Below are 4,468 nucleotides of genomic sequence, written 5' to 3'. Positions count from 1 at the left end.
CTTCACTCGTTGCACGTTGCTTTGGGCGGTAAGATGGTTGATTTTGCTGGGTGGGAGATGCCTGTTCAGTATCCTTTGGGGATTATGGGTGAGCATAAGCAGTGCCGAGAGAAGGCGGCGTTGTTTGATGTGTCTCACATGGGTCAGGTTATTCTGCGCGGTGAGAATGTGGGTGAGAAGCTGGAAGCTTTGTGCCCGCAGGCTTATGCGACGCTGAAGGAAGGCAAGGCGCGGTACGGGTTTTTCACCAACGCTGACGGCGGGATCATGGACGATTTGATCGTGTCGAATGCGGGGGATCACTATTTTGTGGTGGTGAACGCGGCGCTGCGGCATCAGGACATTCCGCATATGCGTGACAATCTCGAAGGTGTCGAAGTGACCGAGATCTTCGACCGCGCGCTGGTGGCGGTTCAGGGGCCCAAGGCCGAGGATGTTGTCGGCGCGTTGTGCCCTGTTGCCCGTGACCTGAAGTTCATGGAAACCACCCTTGCTGATATCAACGGTGTCGAGTGCCGCATCTCGCGGCTGGGTTATACCGGCGAGGACGGCTATGAGATCTCGATCCCCGAGGACAAGGCGATCGAAGTTTCGAAAGCCTTCCTGGGGCATGAGGATTGCGAAGCGGCGGGTCTGGGCGCGCGCGACAGCCTGCGGCTTGAGGCGGGGCTGTGCCTGTATGGCAATGACATCGATCAGAGCACCTCGCCGGTCGAGGCGTCTTTGGGCTGGGCGATGCAGAAGCGCCGCAAGGAAGAAGGCGGCTTTCCGGGTGCGGAGCGTATCCAGCGCGAACTGGCCGAGGGGGCATCCCGCAAGCTGGTGGGGATCAAGCCCGACGGCCGTGCTCCGGCGCGCCAGGGTGTGGAAATCCAGTGCACTGAGGGCAACACGATCGGCCAGATCACCTCGGGCAGCTTTGGCCCGACGGTCGGAGGCCCGATCGCGATGGGCTATGTGTCCGCGGGCCATGGCGAGCCGGGCGAGAAGGTGAACCTGATCATCCGGGGCAAGGCGCAACCGGCGCAGATCGTGGCCATGCCCTTCGTCAAACAGAATTACAAGCGTTGAAGTCAGGAGAGAGACAAGATGGCAACCTATTATTCCGAAGAGCATGAATGGCTGAGCGTTGAAGGCGACACGGCCACTCTGGGCATCACCAAACATGCCGCCGAGCAGCTGGGTGAAGTGGTGTTCGTGGAACAGCAGGAAGCGGGCGACGAGTTCGAAAAAGGCGGCGAGATCGGCGTGATCGAATCCGTCAAGGCGGCGTCCGAGTTGTATGCTCCGGTCGATGGCGAGATCACGGAAGTGAACGAGGCGCTGGCCGACAACCCCGGTGCGCTGAACGAAGATCCCGAGGGCGAGGCCTGGATCTACAAGATCAAGATCAGCGATGCATCCCAGCTGGAAGAGCTGATGGATCTGGACGGCTACAAGGCCCTGATCGGGTAAACCCAAACGGAGTCCCGGCACGGGGCTCCATCGTTTTAACTTATGCCGCCGAATTTGGGCTCCGCCCGTTCGGGCCTGAAACTGTCCACCGGACAGTTTCCGGGACGGCCCTTACTCCCCGCCGGAGGCTCCTGCCAGAGCGGCCGGGCGAGACATTCCTTGAGGAGCGCTACACATGGCCTTCAAACTGACCGACTACGAAGCCTATGACTTTGCCAATCGCCGCCATATCGGGCCCAGCCCGACCGAGATGCGCGACATGCTCAAGGTGATCGGCTTCAAGACGCTGGACGAGCTGATCGACGCCACCGTCCCGCCGGCGATCCGGCAGAAAGAGCCGCTGGACTGGGGTCCGGCGATGACGGAACGCGATGCGCTGTTCCATATGAAAGAGGTGGCGAGCAAGAACAAGGTTCTGACCTCGCTGATCGGTCAGGGCTATTACGGCACCACCACGCCCGCGCCGATCCTGCGCAACATCCTGGAAAACCCGGCCTGGTACACCGCCTACACGCCCTATCAGCCCGAGATCAGCCAGGGCCGTCTTGAGGCGCTGCTGAACTTCCAGACCATGGTCAGCGACCTGACCGGGCTGGATGTGGCCAACGCGTCCCTGCTGGACGAGGCCACAGCCGCGGCCGAGGCGATGGCGATGGCCAAGCGCGGCGGCCGGTCCAAGGCCAACAACGCGGCCTTCTTCGTCGACAAGAACTGCCACCCGCAGACCATCGCGGTGATCAAAACGCGCGCCGAGCCTTTGGGCATCGACGTTCAGGTGGCCGATCCGGACACGCTGGATGCAGGTTCCGTCTTTGGCGCGATCTTCCAGTATCCCGGCACCCATGGCCATGTGCGCGACTTCACCAACGAGATCGCGGCGCTGCACGAACATAAAGCCATCGCGATTGTCGCCGCCGACATCCTGTCGCTGGCGCTGCTGAAATCGCCCGGCGAGATGGGCGCGGATATCGCCATCGGCTCGACCCAGCGCTTTGGCGTGCCGATGGGCTATGGCGGGCCCCATGCTGCCTATATGGCGACCACCGACAAGCTGAAGCGGTCCATGCCGGGCCGGATCATCGGTGTCAGCATCGACAGCCGGGGCAACAAGGCCTACCGCCTGTCGCTGCAGACCCGCGAGCAGCATATCCGCCGCGAGAAGGCGAACTCGAATGTCTGCACCGCGCAGGCGCTGCTGGCGGTGATTGCCTCGATGTATGCCGTCTATCACGGCCCCGACGGCATCAAGGCCATCGCGCAATCGGTGCACCGCAAGACCTCGCGTCTGGCTGCCGGTCTGGAAGAGGCTGGCTTTGCCGTCGAACCGGAAGTGTTCTTCGACACCATCACGGTTGAGGTTGGCCATCTGCAGAATGTGGTGATGGAGGCCGCCGTGGCCCGCGGCGTCAACCTGCGCAAGGTGGGCGAGACCCGGGTCGGCATCAGCCTGGACGAGCAGACCCGCCCCGAGACCATCGAGGCGGTCTGGGGTGCCTTCGGCATCGACCGCAAGGATGACAGCTCGAACAAGCAATACCGCCTGCCCGATTATGCGCTGCGTGAAAGCGAATATCTGACCCACCCGATCTTCCACAAGAACCGGGCCGAGGCCGAGATCACCCGCTATATGCGCCGCCTGGCCGACCGTGACCTGGCGCTGGACCGGGCGATGATCCCGCTGGGGTCCTGCACCATGAAGCTGAACGCCACGATCGAGATGATCCCGGTCACCTGGCCCGAGTTCGGCAATCTGCATCCGTTCTGCCCCGAAGATCAGGCGCAGGGCTATCACGAGATGATTGCCGACCTGAACGACAAGCTGTGCCAGATCACCGGTTATGACGCGATCAGCCAGCAACCCAACTCGGGCGCGCAGGGCGAATATGCGGGTCTTCTGACCATCCGCAACTATCACTTCGCCCGCGGGCAGGGTCAGCGCAATGTCTGCCTGATCCCGACCTCGGCGCATGGCACCAACCCGGCCTCGGCCCAGATGGTGGGCTGGCAGGTCGTGCCGGTGCAGGCGGATGAGAACGGCAATATCGACGTCGCCGACTTCCGCGCCAAGGCGGAAAAGCACTCCGATCATCTGGCCGCCTGCATGATCACCTACCCGTCCACCCATGGCGTGTTCGAGACCACCGTGCAGGAGGTCTGCCAGATCACCCATGATCACGGCGGTCAGGTCTATATCGACGGCGCCAACATGAACGCGATGGTGGGCCTGTCGCGCCCCGGTGACATCGGCGGAGACGTCAGCCACCTGAACCTGCACAAGACCTTCTGCATCCCGCATGGCGGCGGCGGCCCTGGCATGGGCCCGATCGGCGTCAAGGCGCATCTGACCGAGCACCTGCCCGGCCACCCGGAATACGGCACCGCCGTGGGTCCGGTCTCGGCGGCGCCCTTCGGCTCGCCCTCGATCCTTCCCGTCTCGTGGGCCTATGTGCTGCTGATGGGTGGCGCCGGTCTGACCCAGGCGACGAAAGTGGCGATCCTGAACGCCAACTACATCGCCGCGCGTCTGCAGGACGCCTATCCGATCCTCTATACCTCGGAAACGGGCCGGGTGGCGCATGAATGCATCCTCGACACCCGTCCGCTGGACGCCGAGGCGCATGTCTCCGTGGATGACATCGCCAAGCGCCTGGTCGATTCAGGCTTCCACGCGCCGACCATGTCCTGGCCGGTGGCCGGAACCCTGATGGTGGAACCCACGGAATCGGAACCCATGGCCGAACTGGACCGCTTCTGCGACGCCATGCTGTCCATCCGCGCGGAAGCGCAGGACATCATCGACGGCAAGATCGACGCGGACAACAACCCGCTGAAAAACGCCCCACACACGGTGCGCGATCTGGTCGGCGACTGGGACCGCCCCTACACCCGCGAACAGGCCTGCTTCCCGCCGGGCTCCATGGGCGTCGACAAATACTGGTCACCCGTCAACCGCGTCGACAACGCATACGGCGACAGAAACCTCGTCTGCACATGCCCCCCAATGGATGCATAC

3 protein-coding genes are annotated in these 4,468 nt (G+C 63.0%); all 3 read left to right on the top strand.

Annotated elements, in window-relative coordinates; genetic code table 11:
- On the top strand, positions 1 to 1,071 hold a 1,071-nt coding region (gcvT, locus tag AC2FLP_RS21930), incomplete at its 5' end, for a glycine cleavage system aminomethyltransferase GcvT (protein WP_496686511.1).
- 18 nt (positions 1,072 to 1,089) lie between these two features.
- Complete coding sequence (gene gcvH / locus AC2FLP_RS21925; protein WP_299644461.1) at positions 1,090 to 1,455, top strand: glycine cleavage system protein GcvH; 366 nt, start codon at positions 1,090 to 1,092, stop codon at positions 1,453 to 1,455.
- Between the two features lie 175 nt (positions 1,456 to 1,630).
- Positions 1,631 to 4,468, top strand: a 2,838-nt coding sequence (gene gcvP, locus AC2FLP_RS21920; protein ID WP_496686508.1) for an aminomethyl-transferring glycine dehydrogenase, incomplete at its 3' end; no start/stop codon positions are given.

This window comes from Ruegeria sp. CDSA141 (genome assembly GCF_059612005.1).
This window is presented reverse-complemented; position numbering and strand designations above follow the sequence as displayed.